Raw genomic sequence first — 20385 nt, forward strand, 5'->3', positions numbered from 1 at the left:
TATCGCTCCCGGCGGCCCGCCGCCGACTCACTTGGTGGGCAGGGCGTTCTGCAACCCGCCGACGTCGGTGATCTTCCAGTCCGAGTTGCGGTCGATGGTGAGCGAGTAGGTCACGGTGGTGCGGCCGCCGTCGGGTGTCTGCGCGCTGGTCGAGGTCACGTCCAGATAGGCGTTCACCTTGTAGATGCCGTCGGATTCGGAGGTCACCGCGGCGGACAGCGGCGTCGCCTTCGAGGTCCACTGCAATGGCAGCAGGATCTGCTCGAGTTGCGGTGCGGTCGCGTCGAATTTGGCCGCCAGTTGGGTGGTGGTGCCGGCCTTCAAGCGCTCGATCCAGCTCTTCACATCGTGGTAGTCGATGGTCGAGGCGCCGACGGCGTACTTCGACGCGATATCCGCGGCGTGCCGGTCGTCGGCGGCGGCGGTATCGCGATCGGCCAGCGTGGAGCGTGCCGAGAAGTACAGGCACCCGAACGCGATGCTCACCGCCAGCAGGGCGACGATCACCGCGGTGGTCAGTACGGTGGAGAGCCGGACGGCGATCGTCAGCGCGGCTCGTCGCTCACCGGTGGGTGCGGAAGCCGGTGTGGCGCCGGTGTTTTCGTCCTTGTCCGCCTTCGCCGCGGCCGGGGTGTCCTTCTCGTCCACTGCTGTGCTCATCGGTTGGTTCCTCCTGCCGGTCGGGCTGGGTGGTATTCGGCTATTTGACGGCGATCCGGAAATGCAGCGTCCCGTCGGGATCGACGCCCTGCAGTGCCTGGCTGATCAACGCGCTGACGTCGATGTGGGGCGAGGAGTGGACGGCCTCGGTGAGTACCGGCTGCAGGGCGGGGCCCAGTGGTGCGACCGCCGGTCCGATCTTGTTCAGCAGGTCGGTCAGTTGCCCGAGGAAAGGGACCAGTCCGTCGCCGGTGTAGTAGTTGTCCACGGGTTGTTTGTTCGACAGCACGGACCCGCCCTCGACGATCTCGATCAGCATGGTGCCGAACCGGCCGAGTTGCGGTCCCGCGGTCTCCAGCGAGGGGCCCAGCCAGTCCATATTCCCGCCGACGGCCTGCATATCGGCGAACAGCTGCCGGATGGCGTCGGTGCGGCTCAGCAGGGTGGCCGCCAGCAGATCGGATGAATGCTGCAGGGTGCGCATCGCCTGATCGGTACCCGTCAGCGCGGTGTCGAAGGTGTCGACCAGCCGCGCCACCGTCTCCGGGTGGATCTGCTCGAGCAGTGCCACCGCCCGGGTCGACAACGCCGTGATGGTCATCGGCAGATGCACCCGCTCGGTCGAGATCGTCTGCCCGTCGCGCAGATACGGCCCATCCGGGCTCGTCGAGGCGAATTCGATGTACGGTTCGCCGAGCGCCGACAGCTGTTCGATGTGGATGTCGCTGGTGGCCGGGATGTGGTACTTGTCGTCGATCCGCAGCCGGACGAGCACGCCGGAGGCTTGTTTGCGCACCGTCTCCGCCTTGCCGACCGCGACCCCGTCGAACAGCACCGGCGAATTCGGCCCCAGCCCACCGGATTCGGTGAGCCGGAGATCGGCGGTGAGGTAGGACTTGCGCGGATCGAGGTGCAGCACACCCACCGTCATGTAGACGATGCCGAAGACGAGGACGGCGGCGATCGCCGTGAGCGAGACGATCGATCGAATTCTCATCGCACCGCTCCGATCATCCGCAGCGTGTCGACGATGCGGGTGGTCTGCTCCTCGGGGGGCATGCCGGGGGCCGGAGACGGCGATATCGTGACGCCGACCAGGTCGACCTTCGGGCCGCGCTCGGCGAACGGAATGATCCGGGACTGCAGCAGATTCGTCAGTCTCGCCATATTCGACGGGGAGCCGGTGTCGAGCGGCGCACTGCCGAACAGCATCGGCACCACCGCACGGGCCGCGGCCGTGGTCGAATCCAGCACCGGCCCCAGCCAGGTCGTCGACGGCGCGAACGGGCCGAGGGCGGTGAGGACGAAGACGACGCCGATTTCGGCGCGGATCACGTCGGTGGTGTGCTGCACCCCGTCCGGGGTGAGCAGGGGATCCCACGTCGAGGTGTGATTCAGCAGGCCCTCGTCGACTGTGGCCTGGATTCCGCTCACCAGCTGGTGAATCGAATCGGTATGTGCGGCAAGGTCGTTCAGGTCCGCACCGAGCACGTCGGAGATCCGCGCGGTCACCGCCGCATCCGCGGGCATGATCCCGTTCACGGTGTGCACGATGTTCTGGATGTCGTGTACCGCGCCGCTGCCGACGAAGGTGGCCAGCTGCGCGAGGATGTCCTCGATGGGCAGTTGCGGGCGCGTGTCGGAGATCGGGATCGTCGCGTCCGGGCCGATCTCGCCGGCGGTGGGGTGGGCCGGTTCGGTGAGCGCGATGTGGACGTCGCCGAGCGGTGTGGCCTGGCGCAGCTGGGCGGTGGTGCCGACCGGTAGCCGGACCGAGGTGCGGATGGCGACATCGGCGATCACATAACCCTTACGCGCGGCAGCCGTGCCGGTGGCCGGTGCCGGGTCGACGACGGTGATGTGGGTGAGCTGCCCGATCCGCACCCCGTTCGCGATGACCTTGGCGCCCTGCGGGAGATTGAGGACATCGGCGAACTGGATGCGCAGACGGTAGGTCGGTCCGCCGACGCCGGTGCCCGGCACCGGGATGTCGGCCGGCTGGAAACCGCAGGCCGTGGCCGACGCGGCGAGGGTGGCGGCGACCAGCGCGCAGGCGCAGATCCGGCGCAGGTTCACGGTGCGTCGTGTCATTTCGCGCTCACCGCCGACAGGAGTACCGGCAGGGCCGGCACGGTCACCACGCCGTTGCCGGCGGTCCCGCACTGCTGTCCCGCGACCGCTCGCAGCGCCGCGCAGATCTGGTCGGTCTGCTGTTGGGGCAGCGCCAGTTTCGGCGGTGCGTACCCGATGGTGAATTCGCCGCTGACCGGATCGACCGCATCGGTGAAGCCGGTGGCGAGGGCCGGCGTCATGCGGATGATCTCGGCGAGCGAGCCGACTCCCGAGGCGATGAGTCCAGACAAGCCGGGGACGTTGTTCAGCGCGCGCAGTGCGGGGGAGCCGAGCTTCATGACCACCTCGTTGAGTTCCGGTAGGAGCCCGGCGAGCGCGGTCACCAGATCGGCCACGGGCGGGAAGGCGAGGGTGTTGATATCGGAGAACGTCTCGGTCAGCCGCGGCACGATGTTCTCCAGTTCCGGCCATCCGTTGCGGGCGCGATGGGCCAGTGCGGCCAGATCATCCATGAGCTGACCGAGATGTCCGATCGCCGCGTCGGGGGAGGCGAGCGCCCGGCTCAGTTGCTCGATGAGCGCGTTGAGCTGCTGTCCGGTACCGGATGTCGCCCGGTCGAGGGCGTCGAGACCGTCACCGACGGCGGTGCGCTGTGCGGGATCCGCGGACGAGTTCAACTGATCGGAGAGTTTCGCCAGGGCGTCGAAGGTTTCCGACATGCTCTTGGGCGTCAGGGTTTTGGTGATGCATCGGCCCGGATCCCAACCGGCTCCGGCGGGTTCGGCGCCGATGAGTGCCAGATTGCGATCGGCCAGGATGGTGTGGCTGACCGTCACCGCGCCGACGTCCGGCGGGAGTGTGCGGTCGGCGCGCACCGTGAACCGCACCTTGGCCGCACCGTTGTCGGGTTCGATGGCGGTGACCTTGCCGACCTGAACGCCCATGACGGTGACGGCACTGTCGGTGTAGAGGCCGATGCTGTCGGGCATTTCCGCGCAGTAGCTGCGCGTCGCCGGTTCGGATCTGGTCATCTTCACACCGAAACCCGCGGCCAGCACGAGGACCAGCACGACCGCCGCCGACATCAGGCCGCGCGACCCGAGCATCTTCGTCAGCATCAGCATCCCCCTCCGGGAACCGGAACGCAGATACCGGTGACCGTGGCGGCGGACTGGTCGACGCTCACTCCGCCGCCCGGCTGGACCAGCGGCGTCAGGCGCTGCTCGAAGGTGTGCAGGGAATCGAGCAGGGCGCCCATGCGATCGCCGAGTTCCCGCAGCTTCGGAATCGCGTCGACGAGCGGCTGCGCCTGATCGCGCAGCGAGTCGTCCCAGATCCGGCCGAGCGGGACCAGCTTCTGCACCAGCTGGGCCAGGCCGTGCAGCGCCCAGCTGAGCTGTTCCCGGTTGTCGGCGACGACGTTCTCGAGGATGCCGAAGGTCCGCATCAGGGTGACGAGGGTGTCGGAATTCTTGTTCAGCGCCGTCAGATATTCGTCGGTCAGCGCCAGCGTGTGCGAAACGTCCGCGTTCTGCCGATCCATCACGGCGACGATGTCGGCGACCGCGCGGCCGGCGTGCCGGAGCGCGTCCGGACTCTTGTCGATCGCACCGGACAGCGCGGCGAGGTCCCGGCGGAGGGCGTCGCCGTCGGTCCGCTGCACGGGCTCGACCGCGTCCTGGAACGCCTGGGTGAGGTTGTAGGGCAGAATGACGCGCTGAGCGGGAATGACGATGTGGCCCAACGGGTTCGATCCCGCCGGCTGTACGGCCAGATAGTAGCCGCCGACGAGGGTCAGCATCCGCACCGCCAGGGTGGTCTGATCGCCGATGGCGACGCCGTCCTTCACGGTGAACGTCATCCGCACCCGGTCGGGCAGGAGCCGCAGCGCTGTCACCTTGCCGACCGGAATTCCCGCGATCCGGACGTCGTCGCCCGTGCGTATCGAACCGGCCTCCGCGATATCCGCGGAATACATACGCTCCGGGGTGGTTCCGACGATGTCGATGACGCCGATGGCGGCCACCAGCACGAGGACGGCGACAATTCCGCCCATGCCCCAGCGTAATTGGGTGCCGCGCTCGTCGCGGCCGGTGAATATCGCGCGGCGGGCGGTACGCACCGCGATGGCGATCGACGAGGGTGTGATTACCGGTGACATAGCGTGATCCTCTGTCCGGCGATCAGGACGGCCAGCGGTGCGGGCGCCGCCGCGATGCCGTGCGAGCAGGTCATATTCGCGTCGGGCCCGGTCGGGGGCACGGTCGTCGCCAGGGTCTGGATCAATCCGGGGAGCCGTCCCAGCACGTCGGCGGCCTGGCTCGGGTTCGGAAGGACCCGATGCAGCAGCGCGTCCAGGTCGCGATTCTTCTCGCCGGTGACGCCCAGGACATCCAGCAGGTCCAGCAGCGGGCGCAGCATCGGCGGAATTTCCATCGCGAATTGCACCAGTCCGGGCAATTTGTCGGTGATGGTGACGAACAGTTCGGTCAGATTCGTCATCAACTGCATGGCGTTTCCGGACTTTCCGGCCATATGCGCGGAAACCTGGGCGAAATTGTTCACCAGAATCGACAGCACCTGTGCGCGGTCCGACGCGTACCGGCTCAGCGTGTCGATGGCGTCGAGCGCCGGCCCGATGCCGTTGCCGTCGCCCTGAACGACGGCCAGCATACTGCTCGCGAACCGATTCAGATCGTCGGGTGACAGCTGCGCCAGCACCGGCTGCAAGCCGTTGAACAAGGTGGTGATGTCGAAGGCCGGAATCGTATGCGCCGTATCGAAGGCCGACGCCGAGGTGCGGCGGGGGCCCAGTTGATCCGGCTGCCGGATCTCCAGGTACCGGAAGCCGGTGAGGTTCTGATACCGCACGGCCACAAGGGTTTCGGTGTAGAGCGGATGGCCCTGTGTCACCGTGAAGCGCACGCGCGCCAGGGCCCCGTCCAGTTCGACGCTGCGCACCTTCCCGACCTGCACCCCGTAGAGCCGGACGTCGTCGCCGGTCCGTAGTCCGTTCGCATCGGTGAACATCGCGGTATAGGTGTCGGTGTCACCGTCGACCGGCCGCTCGATCAGCCGGAACACCCCGGCCAGCACGACGGCCATGGCCAGGACGGACAGGGCGACGCGAATCCACAACGCACGTGTCGACACTCAGTGGCCTCCTGCGCCGGGCCGGTGGGACAGCAGCGCCGCCAGCGGCGCCGCCAAACCCGGAACGGTGGTGAGGTCGACGCGCGCGTTCAGCACCGGTCCCGCCGGTGAGTCGTGGAAGCCGGCGCCGAGCCGGTCGAGCAGTTCACGCAATTCGCCCTCCGATCGCTGTGGGTCGGAGACCGAACCGGCGACCTGGTCGAGCATCGTGACGGCGATCGGCAGCAGGCCCCCGACATTGCGCTGCGCGGTGTAGAGGGTTTCCGTTGCCACCGGGAGCATCTCGTTCTGAACGCGGTTGAACATCTCCGAGAAGCGATCGACGTTCTCCTTCGTCGCGAGCTGCTGGTTCGTCAGATCCGCGTGCAACAGTTCGGCCGCGCCGGCGAGCAGTGCCGGTACGCCGTGCAGCGCCGAGCCGAACTGGCCGAACACCAGTGACGGGGGCAGTTGCTGGGTTTCGGTGAACGAGCGCGCGGTCGTGCCGATCGCCTGCAGCAGCGGGGTGAAGGCGCCGATGTCGTGCGAGGTCGTGCGCAGCACCTCGGTGAGTTTCGGGGTCAGCACGTCGTCGGTGAGCCGGCCCGTGGATTCCAGCAGCGCGGCGAGGGTGGCATCGCGCGCCCGGTCCGCGTCGCGATCGCTCAGGTCCACGGTCGAGCCGTCCCGCAACTGGGCGCCGCCGCTGATCGGATTCAGTTGCAGCGCAGTGATTCCGAAGAGATTGCCGGGCGCGTAGTCGACGGTCAGTGCGTCGGTCAGGCCGAACAGTTGCGACCGGCGCAGAGCCAGTTCGACGCGCTGGCGGCCGGCTCCGGCCATGGCGACGGCGGTGACCGATCCGACCCGGACACCGTCGAGCCGGACATCGGTTCCGGGGCCGACACCCTCGCCGACCTGTGCGGTGACGAGGTCGACGCGGATATCGTCGGCCGGTCGGCTGTCTGGCAGCAGCCGCCAGCCGACGACTATCACCGCGGCGAGGGCGACCGCCCCGATGCCGAGGATCCGGGCGCGGCGGGGCCCGACCTCGGTGCCGGGCAGGGCATAAGGAGGCATGGGGTCATCCGGTGAACGTGATGGGGGACTGGAATCCCCAGAGAACGATGGTGGTGAGCATGTCGAGCGCGATGATCGAAACGAGGCTGGCCCGGATCGCGCGTCCCGAGCCGACGCCGACGCCCTCCGGGCCGCCGGTCGCGAAAAAGCCTTGGTAGCAATGGATCAGGACGACGGCGACGGCGAAGACCATCACCTTGATCGTCGCGGCGATGACGTCCCAGCCCAGGACGAACTGATCGAAATAATGGTTGTAGGTGCCGGCCGGTGTGCCGTGGATGGTGGTGACGATCAGCGCGCAGGACAGATAGCTCAGAATCAGGGCGACCACGAAAGCCGGTGCGACGGCGATGATTCCGGCGATGACCCGGGTGGTCACCACGAACGGCACCGACCGCACGCCGAGCGATTCGAGCGCGTCGATCTCCTCGGAGATGCGCATCGAGCCGATCTCCGCGGTCATCCGGCAACCGGCCTGCGCCGCGAAGCCGACACCCGCCGCGATCGGCGCCAGTTCCCGGGTCACCCCGAATGCGGAGATCAGACCGCTGAGCTGGCCCAGCGAAAGCAGGTTGAGCGCGCTGAACGCCTCGATGCCGATGGAGGCGCCCATCGCCGCCCCGAGCAGCAACATCAGCGGGACCACTCCGCCGCCGATGATGACCGAGCCGCGGCCCCACGTCATATCGGTGATCACCACGATTGTCTGGCGCCGGTAGTGCCGCAGCGTGTACGGCAGCGACGACACCACTTGCCAGCCGAATCCGAGCACGAAGCCGATCGATTCGAAGGGCCGCAGCGGATGGGCGCGCCCGAGGCGACGCGCCCATCGCAGGCCCGCGGGCGCGTACGGGGTCGCGGTCATCAGGCCATCCTCACCGGGAAGAACATGGTGACGACCTGCGTGATCGCGGTGTTGAGCACGGTGACCGCGGCGATCGACATGACCACGGCCGCGTTCACACCGTCGGCCACACCGCGCGGGCCGCCCCCGGCTTCGAGCCCGCGCTGGCAGGCGATGATCACCACCAGGAAGCCGAAGATCAGTGCCTTGATCAGAGACACCCAGATGTCGAGGGTGGTGGTGAAGGCGCCGAAGGACTGCCAGTAACTGCCCGGCGTCACCCCGAGCGCGGCGACCGCGACAGCGAATCCGGAGGCGATACCGACCGCGATGATCAGGATGTTGAGCAGGGGAGCGACCAGCATCATCGCCGCGATCCGTGGCACGACCAGGCGCTGCACCGGATCGATGCCCATGACCCGCATGGCGTCGACCTCCTCGCGCACGGTCCGCGCGCCCAGATCGGAGGCGATGGCCGCCGAACCGGCGCCGCCGAGCATCATCGCGGCCGCCATCGGCGCGCCCTGTTTGATCACCCCCAGCCCGCCCGCCGCGCCGATCATCGAATCCGCGCCGAGTTGCGACACGATATTGCCGACCTGGGTGGAGACGATGACGCCGAACGGAATCGCCATCAGCACACTGGGAATCGCGGTGACCTTGATCAGAAACCATGCCTGGGTGAGGGTTTCGCGCGTCTGAAAGCGCATCCGCACCGCATCGCCGAGGCCTACCCCGATCGCGTGGGAGCCCATCTGCAGCGCTCTGCCGAGCGTGGCGAGACTCGACAGCACCGTGTCGGAGAAGTTGCGGCGCAGCACTTGCGTCGCCCTGGGTTCCCGTCCCCCGGGGTGTACATCCAGATCAGTGGTCGACATCGAACCTCCGTCCGCCGAACCATGCGGCAGAACGTACCATATGACCTGGACCACATTCCAGACACCAATCCAGATGGGTGCTCTGATCTGTGGGCACGAGTCGGCGATCCGTCGGTGAAGGGGAAAATCGCGTGCTGTCCAGGCGGTTTCAGTGCAAGGGCAGCCAGCCCGGCCACTGCCGCGGGCCTTCGTCGCCGCGGATGCAGGCCAGCCGCCACCGCGCCTGGTCGCGGTGCACCGGATCCGCGCCGGCGGCGCGGACGGCATCCATCGTCATCCGGAACTCGAGGATGTCGCGCAGCAGGAAAAACCCCGGCCACCGCATGACGTCCCGATGGTAGGTATCGCAGAACTGGGCGTATTGCGCGCTGGTGATCCAGCCCAGTGAGGCGTAGGCGATCGCGGTCGGCACCAGATCCCATTCCGGCGGGCCGATCGACAGGTTCTCCAGATTCAGCATCAGCACGTCGTCGTCGACGGTGGCGGCGAAATCGCGGCCCCATGCCTCGCCGTGGATGACGCACCACTGCATCCCGTTCGGCAGATCCGCCCACCGCCCGCGCAATTCGGCGAGATGGTCGTGCAGCCAGCGGCGGTCCTCGCCGGTGAACAGATCGGTGGTTCCGATCATTTCGGCGATTCCGCGAAACGGCTGCAGCTGGCCGAGCGCGAACGTCGTCGGCGGCGCCAAGCTGTGCAATCGGAGCAGCGCCGCGGCCATATCGTCCACGGCGCCGTGGTGGTACAGCGGCGGAACCTGCCAGAAGGTCACCGTCCGGCCCTGAATCTCGAGCGGTTGCCGCACATTGGGCAGGGTGTGCAGGGTGGCGACGCCGGATCTGGTGAGCCAGTGTGCGGCCTCGATCTCCCGGCGCGCCTCGGGGCGATGATCCGGGTGGCTGATGCGCACCACGACCCCGCTGGGCAACCGGTAATCGGTGCCCGCGCCGAACCGCATTTCCTGGGCGCCCCCCGCTTCCATGCCGGCACTCAAACATGCGGCGCGCAGAACCGACAGATTCCCGTTTCCAGCCAGCTGTGCGGTCATGCGCATACCCGAGTTCCTGCCGAATCCCTCATCCTTGCTCTCATTGTGATCGATCGGCGGATCGCCCGACGCGGTTTCGGGCAACCTCCTGGTTACCGATTGCTGAGGTCGAGATCACGTTCGCCCGGTCGGAGGCTGCCTCACATCCCTGTTAGTGTTCTAACCGGAGATTCACTCCGCTTCCGTCTCGTGGGGAGGAACCACCCGTGGCGCGCGTCAAATCCCGCCCGCACTACAACGTCGTCTTCGCGGTGCTGTTGCTCGGCATCTCGGCGTACGCATTGCTGCAGTCGATGGTCGTTCCGGTGCTGGCCTTGCTGATTCCGGCCCTGCACACCACACAGAGCACCGCGACCTGGCTGATGACTGGATATCTGCTCTCGGCCTCGGTGGCGACGCCGATTCTCGGGCGGATCGGCGACAAGGTCGGCAAGGAACGCATGCTCGTCGTCACCCTGGTCGCGCTGACGATCGGCTCACTGATCGCGGCGCTGACCGAATCGGTCGGCGTGATGATCGTGGCGCGGGTGATCCAGGGCCTGGGCGGCGGCGTGATTCCGTTGGCGTTCGGCATCATTCGCGACGAATTCCCGGCGAAGAAGCTGCACGGCGCGGTGGGTATAGCCTCCTCGCTCATCGCCGTCGGATCCGGTCTGGGCCTGGTGCTCGCGGGCCCGATCGTCGAGCATCTGAACTACCACTGGTTGTTCTGGGTGCCGATGATCATCACCGCGATCGCCGCGGTGGCCGCGATCGTATTCGTGCCGGAGTCGCCGGTGCGCAGTCCGGGCAATATCAATTGGGGCGCGGCGATTCTGCTGTCGGCCTGGCTGGTGGCGCTGCTGCTGGCGGTGAGCAAGGGCCCGTCGTGGGGCTGGGGCTCGGCGCTGACCCTGGGCTTGTTCGCGCTGGCCGTGGTGGCGGCGGCCGCCTGGATCGTGGTCGAGCTGAAATCGACCACCCCGCTGATCGATATGCGCACGATGCGGATTCCGGCGGTGTGGACGACGAATCTGGTTGCCGTGCTGACCGGCGCCGGAATGTACGCGATGATGACCTTCCTGCCGCAACTGCTGCAGACACCCGAATCGGTGGCGGGATACGGGCTGAGCGCCAGCATCACCCAATCCGGGCTGTACATGTTGCCGCTGTCGGTGGCGATGTTCGTGATCGGCCTGTCGATCGGGCCGCTGGCGGCGCGCATCGGGCCCAAGGCGATCGTGCTGATCGGCAGCGTCATCACCGTTCCGGCGTTCGTGATGCTCGCGGTCGGACACGACCACGGCTGGGAGATCTACCTGGCCGGTGCGCTGCTGGGTATCGGTATCGGACTGGCCTTCTCGTCGATGCCGGCCATCATCGTCGCGGCGGTGCCGCCCGCCCAGACCGGGGCGGCCACCGGGATGAACGCCAACGTCCGCACCGTCGGTGGTGCGATCGGCAGTGCGATCTCGGCGGTGCTGCTGACCTCGGGCGCCGCCACCGCGCACGGTCTGCCCGCGGATTCCGGGTATTCCCGGGTCTTCTGGTTCCTGGCCGGTGTGTCCGTGCTCGCCGCGCTGGCGGCCCTGATCATTCCGTCGGTGCGCGCGCACGCGCCGCAGGCCGCCGCGGGGGAATCGGGCCGTGCGGAGCAGCCGGAGCTCTCGGAGCCGGAACTCGTTGCCGCGCACGACGGTAATGCGGTGGTCGCCGGAATCGCCGGTGTGTCGGCGCCGCAGGCGGTGGATATGGCGGGCGACGACCGGGCGCTCGGCGGCAGCATCCGGCGGGAGAACGGCGGGCCGGTGCCGGACGTGGCGTTGACGTTGATCGACCAACGCGGACACCAGGTTTCGCGCGCCACGGGTGGATCCGACGGTAGCTACCGCCTCCCCGCCCCGGCGCCCGGCAGTTATGTGCTGATCGCTTCCGCCGCCGCGCATCGCCCGGTCGCCGTCACCGTCGTCGTCGGCGCGGTGGCCCAGACGGTGGATCTGACGCTGCCGAGTTCCGGCGAGCTCACCGGCACCGTCCGCCGCGCCGGCGACGGGAAACCCGTTGCGGGGGCGACGGTTACCCTGACCGATCCGCGCGGGGAGGTGATCGGGGCGGCGGTCACCGGCGGCGACGGCGGCTTCCGCTGCGGTGGTGTCGCGTCGGGCACCCACACCCTCGTCGTGGTCGCCGACCGGATGCGTCCCACCGCTGTCACCCTCACCATCCCCGACAGCGGACTGCTGCACCACGACGTCGACCTGGAACCGATGGCAACCCTGGCCGGAGCCGTGGAGGCGCACGGCAAGGCGGTCGCCAACGCGGAGGTGACCGTCCTGGACGCGAGCGGCGACCGGATCTCCACCGCCCGCACCGACGGCAACGGCCGCTATGTGGTCTCGGACCTGCCGGCCGGTCACTACACGGTGGTAGCGCGTGGATATCCCTCGGTGAGCAGCACCGTCACGGTCGGCGCGGGCCGGATCACCCACGATGTGGAACTCGGGTACGACGAGTCGGCAGCCGTGGGCTGCCGCTGATCAGGCCTCGATCTGCGGGTGCAGCCGGTTCACCGACCACACTCGTTGTCTGCGGACGACGAGTGTGGTCGCACCCAGGAAGAGGACGAGGAATCCGGCCAGCACGATCAGGTCGCGGACGAGATTGCCGGTGAGCCCGCCGGAGATGCCGACGCGCAGACCACCAACGACAATGCCTCACCGATCGCGCCCAGCGCGACGCGCAGGAAGTGATCGATCGCCACGAATGCCGCCGCGGCCAGGATCAGCAGTCCGCCCACCCAGACCGGATGCAGCGGATCGAGTCCGAGCCCCAGTTGTACGACGAGGTAGAGCAGCAGCCCACCGGCCGCGGCGATGACGGCGACCGGCAGCCATCCGGCCGCGGCGACCGTGAGCGCGCCGACGCGCCCGGCCAGTGCGCGCAGGTTGAGCGGGCGGATGAACAGGTAGGCGAGCAGGCCGACCACCCACAGCGCGATCGCGAAGAAGAACGGTGCGAAACCGCGCCCGTACACACCGGCGGGATGCAGGTTGTCCATGGTGATGCCGACGGGTGAACCGAGGACGTCGGCGGCCTTGGCGGTCTGCTCGGGGCTGGTGTCGGGAATCTTGGTGACGGCGCCGTCGACCACCCGGGTGATGTCGGCGGCGCCGGAATTGAGCTGATCCGCACCCGTCTGCAGCGTCCTGCTGCCCGCCTCGAGCGCGCCGAGCCCGGCGCCGATCTGCGCCGCCCCGCCGCCGATGGTGCGCGAGGCCGCCGTGAGTGCCTGCAGAGGTGCGGCGGCCCCGGCGACGGCCTGGCCGACCGTCCCTGCGCTGCTCTGTAATTCGCTCGCCTGCTGGGCGGCTTGCTGCGCGGAGGTCTGAGCCTGGTCGGCGGTGGTGTTCGCGGCGGTGGCGGTCTGGGCGAGGGTCTGCGTGTTGCGGCGAGCGGTGCCCAGCAGGGGATCGAGCGCGAATTCCGGGTGGGCGGCGGCGAATTGGTCCAGTGCGGTCGAGCCCTGGGTGGCGGTGCGGCTGACGATGCCGGTGGCGTCGCGGACCAGACTCAGACTCTGCGCGGCGGCCGAGCTGGCGTTGGCGACCGTGCCCGTCGCGGCGGGCAATGCGGCGACACCCGCATTCGTGATCGCGGTGATCGCCTGGTCGGCGCGGGTACCGGCGTCGGCGAGTTGCCCGACGCCCTCGGTGATCGATCCGGCGCCGGCCTGGGCGGCGGTGATGCCCTGGGTGAGCGCGGCGCTGCCCTGTTGCGCGAGCACTGTCCCGTCGAGCAGTTGTGCGCGCCGACGGAGGCGATCTGCAATTGCTGTTTCACCTGGGACAGATCGCCGTAGATGGCGGTGGCGTAGGCGGCGTGCGCGGCGGTGTCGATCTGGCTCTGCAGTTCGGTTTTCGCGGTTTGCGCGACGATGCCCACGATGTAGTTGTTCGCGTCGTTGAGCGTGATACCCATGGTGGCGCGTTCGGGGATCGGGTTCTGCGCGGTGGCCAGTTTGTGGCTGAAGTCCGGCGGCACGGTGATCGTGAAGTAGTAGCGGCCGTGCCGCAGACCGTCCAGCGCCTCGTCGGCGTCGACGAAATTCCAGGCGAAGGCTCCCGACGCCTGCAGCTGCTGAGTGAATTGCTTTCCGGCGTCGATCATCTGGCCGTTGGCGACCGCGGGCCGGTCCTGGTCGACCACGGCGACCGGAATGCGGTCGGTGCGCCCGTAGGGATCCCAGTTCGACCACAGATACAGCGACCCGTACAGCAGCGGAATCATCGCCAGCCCGACCGGGACCAGTCGGCGCATCGGTGCCCGGAAGCGGAGAAATTCCAACAGGGCCAGGCGAACCGCGGTCATCGCTCACTCCTCCGGAAGGGGGATCTGATCTCGCTCGGTCGGGTGCGGCAGGTCGATCACCGCGACGGAATCGTCGAGCGACGGCGGCGGAATCGTCGTCGTCGCGATGACGGTGCAGCCCAGTCCGGTGAGCATGCGCAATGCCTCCCACAGCCGTTCGGCATCCGTCTCGCCACAGCCGCGTTCGACATCGTCGACGGCGATCGCGGTCGGCTGTTCGGCGGCCGCCAATGCCACCGCGAGCAAGGTCCGCTCGCGCGGCGGCAGTTCGGCCACCGTCGCCGTCGTGGGCGCGTCGACATCGAGCATGGTCAGCGCGTCGCGGATGGCGGCCCTTCCGCGGGCCGCCGATCATCGTCCGCTCGGTGACGATATCGCCCACGCGCAGTTCGTCATCGAGGCCGACCGCCGGCTCCGCCCGCGCCACCGCGACGAGTTCCCGCACCCGCGCGCCGTCGCCGGGCAGGCGATAACCGCCCACCGCGACACTGCCCGCCACCAACCGCATCCGTCCGGCCAGCGCCAGCAGCAGCGAGGTGCGCCCGGATCCCGAGGGCCCGGCTACCACACCCAGTTGACCGGCCGCGACAACCCCCGACACTCCCGCGAACGCGCACCCCCGTGCTCCGCGAGCCGTGATGCCGCGCGCGATGATCTCTACACCGTGGAAAGCCATCGGGGCGTGCGCCCCGGTCCCCGTCCGCAGCGACATCCCGCCGTTCAGCCCAGCACCACGAACAGCACCACGATGACGATCAGCACGATGACCATGGTGACCACCAGCAGGATCGGGCTCTTGCGGTTGGTCACCGGCGAGTCGCTCAGCGAGACGTCCTCGCGCTCGGGATTCGCGGGCCGGCTCTGGTCGTCGAACCGGTCGGACATCGAGCACCTCCGGGTCTGCTGGCGGTTGCTGCGTAATACCCGGGCCGCCGGTCGGCAAACGCGCCGCTAGTCCGGGGTCTTCGCTCGCGGGATGCGGGTGTGCACGGTGAGTAACAGATGGTCGAAAGCGGTGATGTGTTCCGGCGGAGGCGGCGCGACCAGGGGAAGTTCCTCGATGATCTGCGCGGCCAGGTCGCGCAGTTTGGTGTTGGTTTCCTGGGACCGCCACGCCAGCACCTTGAAGGCCTGTTCGGCGTTGATGCGGTACATGCGCATCAGGACACCCTTGGCCTGTTCGATCACCGCGCGATTCTCGATCACGTCGGGTAGGGCGGCCGAGAGAATTTCGCGTTCGTTCTCGGCGAGGGTGTCGGTGAGGTCGATGTAGAAGCCCGCGGTGGCGGCGACCTGCCCGGCGTCGTCGTAGATGCGATCGGCGACGACCATCACGTTGTGCACGTTGCCCGCGGTATCGACGAACCGGTGCCGGCTGGAGAACGATTCGCCCAGTTCGATCGCGCGGGCGATGGTTTTGGCGACTTCCTCGCGGTCGTCCGGATGTTTGTGCGCGAGCAGCAGTTCCGTGGTCGGGACGACGCCGCCGGGGGTGTAGCCGTGCATGCGGTACACCTCCTCCGACCATTCCCAGCGACGGGTGGCGAACCAGAACCGGAACGACCCCACGCGGGGGATATCGCGGACGGTGTCCGAGATGGTCTCGGGTGTCGCGTGGTTGCGAAGCGGGTCGGTTCTATGCACGAGCATCATTATGTTCGGCCGCCCGGCATCCTGCCGTTGTTCGAACGCACAGTGGACTGAACCGTTCGTTTTCCGTCCTGAGGCTGCCCTATCGCGGGAAAAACGCCGGTCCAGCGGTCAGCCGGCGAGCGCCATGGCGGGCGAGCGCCCGTAGTGGCGACGGTAGAGCGCGGCGAAGCGACCGGGGTGGCCGAAACCCCACGCGGCGGCGATCGTGGCGACGCTGTCGCCGTCGTCGGCACTGCCCGCGATCAGATCTTCGTGGGCGCCGCGCAGCCGCATGCGCTTCAGGTACGCGGTCGGGGTCGTATCCAGGTGCCGGCGGAAGGCGATCTGCAGCGCCCGCACGGTGACATACGCCGCCGCGGCGATGTCGGTCACCGCGATGTCCTCGTGGATGTGGGATTCCATATAGGCCACCGCGCGGCGCACGGTCAGCGGATGCGCGTCCCGGCGATCGACCGGGGTCGGCTCGAGGCCGGCCGTGTTCGGAAACGCGTGCAGTACGGTCGCGGCCAGATATTGCGACGCCGTGGCCGCCACCAGCGGCGGCACGTCACCGTCGTAGGAGGCGGCGAGTTGCTGCATATGTGAGATGACCGCGGTGAGCCGATCGCCCGCCTCCGGGGTCACGGTGCGATGGCCCGAGAGGGCCACCTCTCCGCTATCGGGCCGATTCGCCGAGGCGACTCTGCCGAGTAGGGATGGATCGAACATCGTGATGGTGAAGTCGGCCTGGTGGACGACACCGGAGTACGGCAGATCCGGCGGGGTCAGAATTCCGATCTCGCCCGGCCCGAACGTGTCGTTGCCCGCGTCGACGTACTCTTCCTCGACCCATCCGGCCTCCACTCCGATCAGGCAGATCTTGTTGAGCGGATCGGCGTCGTAGCTCATATCGAATCCGAGTTCGAGCCGGTCGAGACTGACCGGGCCCAGCATGTCGCGCGCGATCCGGCTGCGGACCGGCACTTCCGTGGCGTTGCCGATCTCCATGGTCGTGTAGTTCCGATTCAGGAACTGCTCGGTGGCAGCCAAGCTGTCGCTGTCGAACTCTACTGTCATCGGTCGGTGATCCTCCGCTGTACCACTGCCACTGCCACTGCCATGCCACCGCCCCGGTCACGTTCGCCTGCGACGGGTGCGTCGTACGGACATGGAAGCCTACTTGTCCACAGTGTTTCCCCGGCGTGCGTTGTGTCACCCGATGGTGACGTGATTCTCGAGGCAGTAACGAACGCGCGCCGGAAACGATCAGAGCAGCGACGAGAGTGGGCTGCGGTGCAGGTCACGGCGCAGGTGCGCGACGTCGTCGCAGACGAATGCCGCGCCGTCGGCCTCCAGCTCACCGCGGGAGATACCGCCGCTCAGGACACCGATCGCCGCCACGCCGAGCGTGGTGCAGGCGCGCATGTCCCAGACCGTATCGCCGACGAACACCGCTCGCTGCGCCGTGACACCGGCCCGGTCCAGGGCCACCTGGACGATGGTCGGATCGGGTTTGGCCGTCTCCACGTCTTCGGCACCGGTCACCGCGTACAACACCGACTCGCTGTCGAGCAGGTCGCGCAGCCGGGCCAATTCGTCCGGCGGTGCGGATGTGGCGAGGACGACGCGCAGGCCCGCCTCGTGCAGATGGCGCAGGATCTCGCGGGCGCCGGGCAGCAGGGTCAGTTCGCCGGCGCGCTCGAGGTAGTAGCGGCTGTGCAGATCGCCGGCGGTATCGGCGGTCTCGCTGTCGAGATCGGGGGCGAGGGTGCGCAGCAGTTCGTCGCCGTCCATGCCGATACTGCGGTGGATCCGCCAGGTCGGCACATCGGCGTCGACGTCGCGGAAGGCTCGATGCCAGGTCACGGCATGCAGATAGTTGGAGTCGACGAGCGTGCCGTCGATGTCGAAGAGGACGGCTGCGGGTTCGGGCACGGCATCTCCTTCTCTCCTGTACCAGCCTGCGTGACGAGCCATTCGAGAGCAGATGCCACTGTACCCAGCGTGATGCCGCGGCGGCGGCGGACATCCCCGCCGCAGCCGTCGGACGGTCACGGGACTACTTTCGCCCTCACCGGTTGCTCATCACCGGCGCGGGCTCGGAAGGCGCGCGGTCCGGATCATCGAAAAGATCTGCCGCGGTGCGGGTTTCGTTGCTCTCGGTCGCGCCCGCCGGGTCGCGACGCAACCAGCGCGGTGCCCACCAGCAGGCATCGCCGAGCAGGCGCATCGTCGCCGGAACCAGCAGCACCCGCAGAATCGTCGCGTCGATGAGCAGGGCGGCGACCATGCCGAACGCGATGTACTGCATCATCACCAGATCCGACAGCGCGAAGGCGCCGGTGACGACCAGCAGGATCAGCGCCGCGGCGGTGATGATGCGCCCGGTGTGGGCGACCCCGGCGCGAATCGCCTCGCGGGTGGACGCGCCCGCGGCCCGCGCCTCGACCATGCGCGAAAGCAGGAATATCTCGTAGTCGGTGGACAGCCCGTAGATCACCGACACGATCACCACCAGCACCAGCGACATGATCGGCTGCGGGGTGAAGCCGAGCGGCCCGGCGCCGTGCCCGTCGATGAAGATCCAGGTGAGGATGCCGACCGTGGACCCGAGCCCGAGCAGATTCAACGCGCCCGCCTTCAACGGCAGCACCAGTGAGCGGAAACTCCATGCCATCAGGGCGGTGGTGGCGAGGAAAACGAGGGCGACCACCAGCGGTATCCGGTCCACGAGTGCGTCGATACTGTCCTTCTCGATGGCGGGCTGACCGCCGACGAGCAGGGTGGCGCCCTTCGGCAGGGGCATCGAGCGCAGGTAGTCGATCGCCGCATCCTTGTCGGCCGTGGATGCGAGCACGGTTTGCGTGGTGAACACGCTCGACTGCGCGGGCCGTTGCAGCCAGGCGGGGAAGGGCGCCGCGAGTCCCGGGGCGTGGCCGGCCTCTGCCAGCACGGTCTCCCTGGCGGCGGGATCGTAGGTGATCAGCACCAGATCGATCGGGTTGATGCGGCGCAGCGGGAAGATCTCGTCGAAGTGCTGCTGCGCCAGTCGCGTCGGATGATCCGGTGGCAGGAAGCGCTCGTTGATGGCGCCGAAGGCCAGGTCCCGGATCGGCGCGATCAGCACCAGCAGTCCGATGACCACCGAAACCGCGACGAACAGCGGCCTTTTCATGACGCGGTCGGCGATCCGCCCCCAGAGATTGTCGGGAACCCGGCCCGGCGGTGTGGTCCGGCGGAACCAGGACACGCCGAAGCGGTCCACCCGGTGGCCGAGCACCGCCAGCATCGCGGGCAGCAGTGTGATCGAGGTGAACGCGGCCAGCGAGATGGTGATGATGGCGCCGTAGGCGAACGAACGCAGAAAACCCTGCGGGAACACCAGGATTCCGGCGGCGGCCACGGCCACGATGGTGGCCGAGAACACCACCGTGTGGCCCGCGGTCGCCACGGAACGGCGTACCGCGTCGTCGACGTCACGACCGTCGGCGAGTTCGTCGCGGAACCGGCTCAGCACGAACAGCCCGTAATCGATCGCCAACCCCAGCCCGACCATCGAAACCACCGGCGAGACGAAGGAATTGACCTCTGTGACGGTGGTGAGCAGCCGGATGAGGCCCCAGGCGCCGAGCACGGTGAGCCCGCCGACGATCAATGGCAGCGCCGCGGCCACCACCCCGCCGAAGAGGAAGAACAGCAGCACCGCCACCGCGGGAATCGCGAACAGCTCCATGCGCTGCTGATCGTGGGCCATGGTGTCGTTCAGCGCGCCGGCCACCGCCTGCCCGCCGGCCACCTCCATATTCACGCCGGGAACGTCGAAGGCATGCGCGACGGCTCGGAAGTTGCGCATCTGCGCGGTGGGGTTGTCGCCGTGGATGGCGATGGAGGCGAAGGCGTGCTCACGATTCGCGGAGCCGAACATATCCGGAAGCGCCACACCCGTTGCGGTGGGCCAATATGCGGCGTTCACCCGATCGATCTGCTGCGGGAACCGCTTCGGCAGACTGTCCAGGCTCGCCACGATCGGCGCGGCGAACGCCGGATCGTCGATCGTCGTGCCGGGCGGGGCGTGATAGAGCACGACCACATCGGCACTGTGGTCGCGTCCGAAGACCTCCTCGTGCACGTGCGCGGCTCGCACCGATTCCGAGGACGGATCGTCCCAGCCGCTGGAGCTCAGATGTTCGCCGAGGCCGAGCCCGTACCAGCCGAGGGCGAGCAGTCCGGCCACCAGCACACCGATCACCGTGAACCGCCGGCGCAGCACGAGATCGGCCCAGTGATTCGATTCGGCGGACAAATGCCGGCTCCCAACTGTTTGCGCGGATCGGTTCGGCTGTCGTTTCGCGACGCTCGTCGCGAGACCGGGCCTGCGGTTTCGGCGGAATTTCCGGAAATTAACCGCCGCGTTGTCGTAGGGACGGCAGGCAGCTGCCTCGAGAAAATGAGCGTTCGGGGAAAGATAGGATGCTCTACGCGCGAATTCGGCCGGCGCACAGCAATTTTCCGACGGATCATAATCGCGGCGCGACAGTCTTGTGAGCGGTGAGCAAAGCCAGGCGCCGCACCGGGCGGCAGCACCGTGGACTGTATCGAATATCGTTGCGTCCTAACGATTTCAGAGACCGATCGGTCGGCGTGGAACATATCGCCGCGGCGGCTGGGCGGGTTCACAAAACCGTCGCGCG

Annotated in this window: 18 protein-coding genes; 1 reads left to right on the forward strand and 17 read right to left on the reverse strand. The window is 68.0% G+C overall.

Annotation, left to right across the window (positions count from 1 at the left end; genetic code table 11):
• Window positions 1–27: 27 nt before the first annotated feature.
• From AC5592_RS12545 to AC5592_RS12590, 10 genes are all read right to left on the reverse strand, one after another.
• A complete protein-coding gene (locus AC5592_RS12545; protein ID WP_036509055.1) occupies window positions 28–660 on the reverse strand; it encodes a hypothetical protein in 633 nt (210 codons plus the stop codon).
• Between the two features lie 40 nt (window positions 661–700).
• Window positions 701–1657: an MlaD family protein gene (locus tag AC5592_RS12550; RefSeq protein WP_063064266.1), complete on the reverse strand. Its 957-nt coding sequence runs from the start codon at window positions 1655–1657 to the stop codon at window positions 701–703.
• Entirely contained in the window at window positions 1654–2751 is a 1098-nt protein-coding gene (locus tag AC5592_RS12555; RefSeq protein WP_063920292.1) for an MlaD family protein, read from the reverse strand. Before AC5592_RS12555 ends, AC5592_RS12550 begins: the two co-directional genes overlap by 4 nt.
• Window positions 2748–3857, reverse strand: coding sequence for an MlaD family protein (locus AC5592_RS12560; RefSeq protein WP_051025439.1), 1110 nt, complete (start codon window positions 3855–3857; stop codon window positions 2748–2750). Before AC5592_RS12560 ends, AC5592_RS12555 begins: the two co-directional genes overlap by 4 nt.
• Window positions 3851–4894: an MlaD family protein gene (locus AC5592_RS12565; RefSeq protein ID WP_084506598.1), complete on the reverse strand. Its 1044-nt coding sequence runs from the start codon at window positions 4892–4894 to the stop codon at window positions 3851–3853. The genes AC5592_RS12560 and AC5592_RS12565 overlap by 7 nt, the downstream gene beginning before the upstream one ends.
• On the reverse strand, window positions 4882–5886 hold the full coding sequence (locus AC5592_RS12570; protein ID WP_036509048.1) for an MlaD family protein: 1005 nt from the start codon (window positions 5884–5886) through the stop codon (window positions 4882–4884). Before AC5592_RS12570 ends, AC5592_RS12565 begins: the two co-directional genes overlap by 13 nt.
• Window positions 5887–6945 (reverse strand): MlaD family protein, encoded by a 1059-nt coding sequence (locus AC5592_RS12575; protein ID WP_063064267.1) that lies wholly within the window; start codon window positions 6943–6945, stop codon window positions 5887–5889.
• Window positions 6946–6949: 4 nt separating this feature from the next.
• Entirely contained in the window at window positions 6950–7810 is an 861-nt protein-coding gene (locus AC5592_RS12580; protein WP_063064268.1) for an ABC transporter permease, read from the reverse strand.
• Window positions 7810–8667 carry an MlaE family ABC transporter permease gene (locus AC5592_RS12585; protein ID WP_036509045.1) on the reverse strand — a complete coding sequence of 286 codons (858 nt, stop codon included), beginning with the start codon at window positions 8665–8667 and terminating at the stop codon, window positions 7810–7812. Before AC5592_RS12585 ends, AC5592_RS12580 begins: the two co-directional genes overlap by 1 nt.
• Window positions 8668–8815: 148 nt before the next feature.
• Window positions 8816–9721 carry an aminoglycoside phosphotransferase family protein gene (locus tag AC5592_RS12590; protein WP_157121796.1) on the reverse strand — a complete coding sequence of 302 codons (906 nt, stop codon included), beginning with the start codon at window positions 9719–9721 and terminating at the stop codon, window positions 8816–8818.
• 200 nt (window positions 9722–9921) lie between these two features.
• On the opposite strand from AC5592_RS12590, the gene AC5592_RS12595 reads away from it, so the two are divergent.
• Complete coding sequence (locus tag AC5592_RS12595) at window positions 9922–12231, forward strand: MFS transporter (protein WP_063920293.1); 2310 nt, start codon at window positions 9922–9924, stop codon at window positions 12229–12231.
• A 1033-nt stretch (window positions 12232–13264) separates the two neighbouring features.
• Here the strand turns inward: AC5592_RS12595 and AC5592_RS12600 are convergent.
• The 7 genes from AC5592_RS12600 to AC5592_RS12630 all read right to left on the reverse strand — a co-directional run bounded on the left by AC5592_RS12600 (window position 13265) and on the right by AC5592_RS12630 (window position 19997).
• Window positions 13265–14062 (reverse strand): YhgE/Pip domain-containing protein, encoded by a 798-nt coding sequence (locus tag AC5592_RS12600; protein WP_063064271.1) that lies wholly within the window; start codon window positions 14060–14062, stop codon window positions 13265–13267.
• A 3-nt stretch (window positions 14063–14065) separates the two neighbouring features.
• Window positions 14066–14371: a hypothetical protein gene (locus AC5592_RS12605; RefSeq protein WP_063064272.1), complete on the reverse strand. Its 306-nt coding sequence runs from the start codon at window positions 14369–14371 to the stop codon at window positions 14066–14068.
• Window positions 14372–14782: 411 nt separating this feature from the next.
• Window positions 14783–14947 carry a hypothetical protein gene (locus AC5592_RS12610; protein WP_157121798.1) on the reverse strand — a complete coding sequence of 55 codons (165 nt, stop codon included), beginning with the start codon at window positions 14945–14947 and terminating at the stop codon, window positions 14783–14785.
• 66 nt (window positions 14948–15013) lie between these two features.
• Entirely contained in the window at window positions 15014–15712 is a 699-nt protein-coding gene (locus AC5592_RS12615; RefSeq protein ID WP_371507203.1) for a PAS and ANTAR domain-containing protein, read from the reverse strand.
• Between the two features lie 111 nt (window positions 15713–15823).
• Complete coding sequence (locus AC5592_RS12620; RefSeq protein ID WP_063064273.1) at window positions 15824–16771, reverse strand: helix-turn-helix domain-containing protein; 948 nt, start codon at window positions 16769–16771, stop codon at window positions 15824–15826.
• A gap of 189 nt (window positions 16772–16960) precedes the next feature.
• Complete coding sequence (locus AC5592_RS12625) at window positions 16961–17671, reverse strand: HAD family hydrolase (protein WP_063064274.1); 711 nt, start codon at window positions 17669–17671, stop codon at window positions 16961–16963.
• A 94-nt stretch (window positions 17672–17765) separates the two neighbouring features.
• The gene (locus tag AC5592_RS12630) at window positions 17766–19997 is read right to left on the reverse strand and encodes an MMPL family transporter (protein WP_063064275.1); all 2232 of its coding nucleotides are present in this window, start codon (window positions 19995–19997) and stop codon (window positions 17766–17768) included.
• Window positions 19998–20385 lie beyond the last annotated feature (388 nt).

This window comes from Nocardia violaceofusca NBRC 14427 (genome assembly GCF_963869435.1).
GTDB lineage: Bacteria > Actinomycetota > Actinomycetes > Mycobacteriales > Mycobacteriaceae > Nocardia > Nocardia aobensis.